Here is a 3760-nt window from a genome sequence, read left to right as displayed (position 1 = left end):
GTACTTTAGTAGAACTATACTGGCACTCAAGGGCAACTACATAGGCACGTTAATGGAACTATATAGGTAGATATCACTTTGGGAGGCTGTTATTAAAATGCGACATTGCTTCAGAACATGCTTCTAAGACTATTTTTTATCAAGTCATAAAAGGATCATAAGAGATAAAAAATAAGGCTGACAGTAAAAGTAGACATATTTTATTGTCAGCCTATTATCAGCATCTATTGTCAGGTGATATAGTACTGATATTCATATACTTAAATATCATCCTGACAGTTTGACAATAAAACTGGTATAAATCAATAGAAACGATCATAATTTTTTTAATTGGGAAGGGTAAAGAATTTATAAAAAGAAAGAAAAAGTTTGCCGTTCCCTTAAGAATAAATATCTTTGTAACCGTGGTTACAGTAACCACAGTTACTAATATAATTCACTGACTATGAGGTTTTATAATAGAGAAGAAGAACTAAAAGAACTAAAACGAATTCAGCAATTGGCATTTGAGGAAAGTTCAAGAATGACAGTCGTTACCGGTCGCCGTAGAATTGGGAAGACAAGCCTCATCATGAAAGCCGTTGAACAGACTCCCACTGTCTACTTATTTATAGGGCGCAAAAATGAAGCAACCTTGTGCGAAGAATTCATCCCACTTATCGCACAAGCCCTGCAAATCTTTGTTCCGACAGAAATCCGAAGTTTCCGAAACTTATTCCAATACCTAATGCAGCTTTCGACACAACGGACTTTCAACCTGGTTATTGATGAATTTCAGGAATTCTATACTATTAATGAATCCATATTTAGCGATATGCAAAATATTTGGGACCAATATCGGAAGTCCTCACACATGAATTTGATTGTCAGTGGTTCCATCTATTCTCTTATGCAAAAAATTTTCCAAGACAACAAAGAACCACTCTTCGGAAGAGCTGATAACATAATCAAGCTGTCAGCCTTCAGTCTCTCTGTTCTAAAAGAAATCATGCATGAATATGCCCCGACACATTCGAATGATGATCTTTTAGCACTTTATACTTTTACTGGCGGGGTGCCTAAATACGTGGAACTTTTTTGCGACAACCATACGCTTCACGTGGAAAGCATGATCCATTTTATGGCTCGCGACAATTCTCCCTTTACCGAAGAAGGAAAGAATTTGTTGATAGAAGAATTCGGGAAAAATTACGGAACCTACTTTTCTATTTTAAGTGCAATTGCCGGAGGCAGAAATACACAAGCAGAAATTGAGGCAGCACTAGGAGAAAAAAGTGTAGGTGGCTATCTGAAACGCTTGATAGACGATTATAATATTATCATACGCCAACGTCCCATTTTAGCTAAAGAGAGCTCAACAACTGTCCGATATGAAATATGTGATAATTTTATCAGGTTTTGGTTCAATTACTTCGATCGTAACCGTTCATTGATAGAAATTAAAAACTTTGTAGGGCTGCGTAATATCATAGAAGCTGATTATCCAACCTACAGCGGAAAGATATTAGAACTTTACTTCAAGCAGAAATTCGCGGAAAGTTATCAATTCCGTACTATCGGATCATGGTGGGAAACCAAAGGGAATCAAAACGAAATAGATATTGTTGCACTCCGTCTTGAAAAAAACAAAGCAGTAGTTGCTGAAGTAAAACGCCAACGTAAAAACTTTAGGCCAGAGTTGCTGGAACAGAAAGTTGAACATTTGAAGAAAAAGCTATTGCCTCGTTATACTATTGAAACAATGTGTTTATCGTTGGAAGATATGTAGTACTTAGTTAGGCACGGATGACAGGTTTTCTATGAGATCAGTACCCCATCACCTGTATTCCGTGCCCAATATAATATCATTGTTGGTTTTCTTCCCGGTCTGTCCGGATAAACTCCAGAAGTCGTTCTACCGCCTCTTCTTCAGGAATATTTTTCTCTACGCACACCTTGCCTTTATAGAGACTGATTTTCCCCCGTCCTGCTCCTACATAGCCGTAGTCTGCATCTGCCATCTCACCGGGACCATTCACGATGCATCCCATGATGCCGATCTTCAGCCCTTTCAAATGTGAAGTGGCTGCCTTGATACGGGCAATAGTCTTTTCCAAGTCGTAAAGTGTACGGCCGCAACCGGGACAAGATATATACTCTGTTTTGGAGGTGCGGGTACGTCCAGCCTGCAAGATTCCGAAAGCAGTAGCATCAACGACGGCATGGCTCAAGCTGCCCTGATTGAACAGGAAGATGCCATCACAAAGACCGTCAAAAATCAAGGCTCCCATATCGGCTGCGGACTTTATCTGCAAATTCTCCGCATCATCTTCCGAATAATGCTGGAAGAAGACAACCGGATTTTGCAAACCTTCCGTCATTAGTTGATGTACCAGTGCACGGTGCTCGCCCAAACGGTTCGGATGATTACTTTGGGAAACAATCACTACTTCCGGATGATGTTTCAGGCAGGCTATCACTTCGTCCGTTTGTGCCATGTAGGGCATAAACAGGAATTTAAGCGCTGCATTGCATTCTCCCATCAACGGTAGTTGCGCATGATTGAAAGCAGGCCAGGTTCCGGCCTCTCCTTGCCATACGTCCGCATCAAGAATATATTCCACGCCGTCTTCCCGTTGGTCGGGCAAGGTTCTTCCGGCATAAATATAGTCCGGTGTGAACTGCGGGTTTACCTCTGTCTTCCCATCCATACGGTCGGCAATAACCACAGGTACATGTTCACCTCCGATATTACGGACGGCTTTTGTCTTGCGACGTTCGGGAGACAGATAATTGAATTCCGGTGCTTCCAATCCCGGGATATAAGGATGGTCCTGCCTCAACAGAACATAATCCACCAGTTTACGGGCCACCGGAATTTCAGCTTCAGGAGCTTCGCTCAAAGATACCCGAATGGTATCTCCCAATCCGTCACTCAACAGCGCACCGATGCCAAGGGCGGACTTGATACGTCCGTCTTCTCCATCTCCGGCTTCTGTCACCCCGAGGTGTAATGGGAAAGCCATCCCTTCTTTTTCCATAACGTCTACCAACAGGCGGACGGTTTTTACCATGACCACCGTATTAGAAGCCTTGATGGAAATCACCACATCCGTGAAGTTTTCCTCTACACAGATACGGAGAAACTCCATGCAGGACTCTACCATTCCTGCGGGGGTATCGCCATAACGGGACATGATACGATCGGACAGAGAGCCATGATTTACTCCAATCCGGATAGCCGTGTGATTCTCTTTACAGATATTCAGGAACGGGACAAACCGGTCATGGATTTTCTGTATTTCCTGCGCATACTCCTCGTCTGTATATTCCAGTTTTTTAAAAGTACGCGCAGCATCTACATAATTTCCCGGATTGATTCGCACCTTTTCCGCGTATTGAGCAGCCACGTCTGCTACTTTCGGATTGAAATGCACATCGGCAACCAACGGAACCATATATCCCTGGCTACGCAGTCCGATATTAATGTTCATCAGGTTTTCGGCTTCTTTGATGCCCTGGGTTGTGAGGCGGACATACTCTCCACCTGCATCAACAATACGTTTCGCCTGTTCCACACAAGCCTGTGTATCCTGCGTAGACGTGTTTGTCATCGACTGGACACGAATAGAATTGGGGCCGCCCAACGGCACAGCCCCAATATTTACTTCTGTGGTTTTTCTTCGAAAATAATTGAATAGATCCATTAGTTCGTTTTATATTCAAACTTCACTTCTTTCAGTTCTTCGTTTGCTTTTACGATTTTCTTTTTCAGTCCTTC

General features: G+C 42.6%; 2 protein-coding genes and 1 pseudogene. 1 reads left to right on the top strand and 2 read right to left on the bottom strand.

The window, feature by feature from the left end; all coding sequences use genetic code 11:
• Window positions 1-445 precede the first annotated feature (445 nt).
• Entirely contained in the window at window positions 446-1768 is a 1323-nt protein-coding gene (locus ACT8YW_RS22360; RefSeq protein WP_444107192.1) for an ATP-binding protein, read from the top strand.
• Window positions 1769-1844: 76 nt separating this feature from the next.
• Here the strand turns inward: ACT8YW_RS22360 and ACT8YW_RS22355 are convergent, their stop codons facing one another.
• Both ACT8YW_RS22355 and ACT8YW_RS22350 read right to left on the bottom strand, forming a co-directional pair.
• Window positions 1845-3686, bottom strand: coding sequence for a 4-hydroxy-3-methylbut-2-en-1-yl diphosphate synthase (locus tag ACT8YW_RS22355; protein WP_444107191.1), 1842 nt, complete (start codon window positions 3684-3686; stop codon window positions 1845-1847).
• Window positions 3686-3760: pseudogene (locus tag ACT8YW_RS22350) on the bottom strand (5-(carboxyamino)imidazole ribonucleotide mutase); the annotation flags it as partial. The gene ACT8YW_RS22355 and the pseudogene ACT8YW_RS22350, both read right to left, overlap by 1 nt.

The sequence above is a fragment of the Bacteroides sp. genome (genome assembly GCF_052357945.1).
GTDB lineage: Bacteria > Bacteroidota > Bacteroidia > Bacteroidales > Bacteroidaceae > Bacteroides.
Note: the sequence above shows the minus strand (reverse complement) of the source record. Positions and strands in the feature narration are given on the sequence as shown.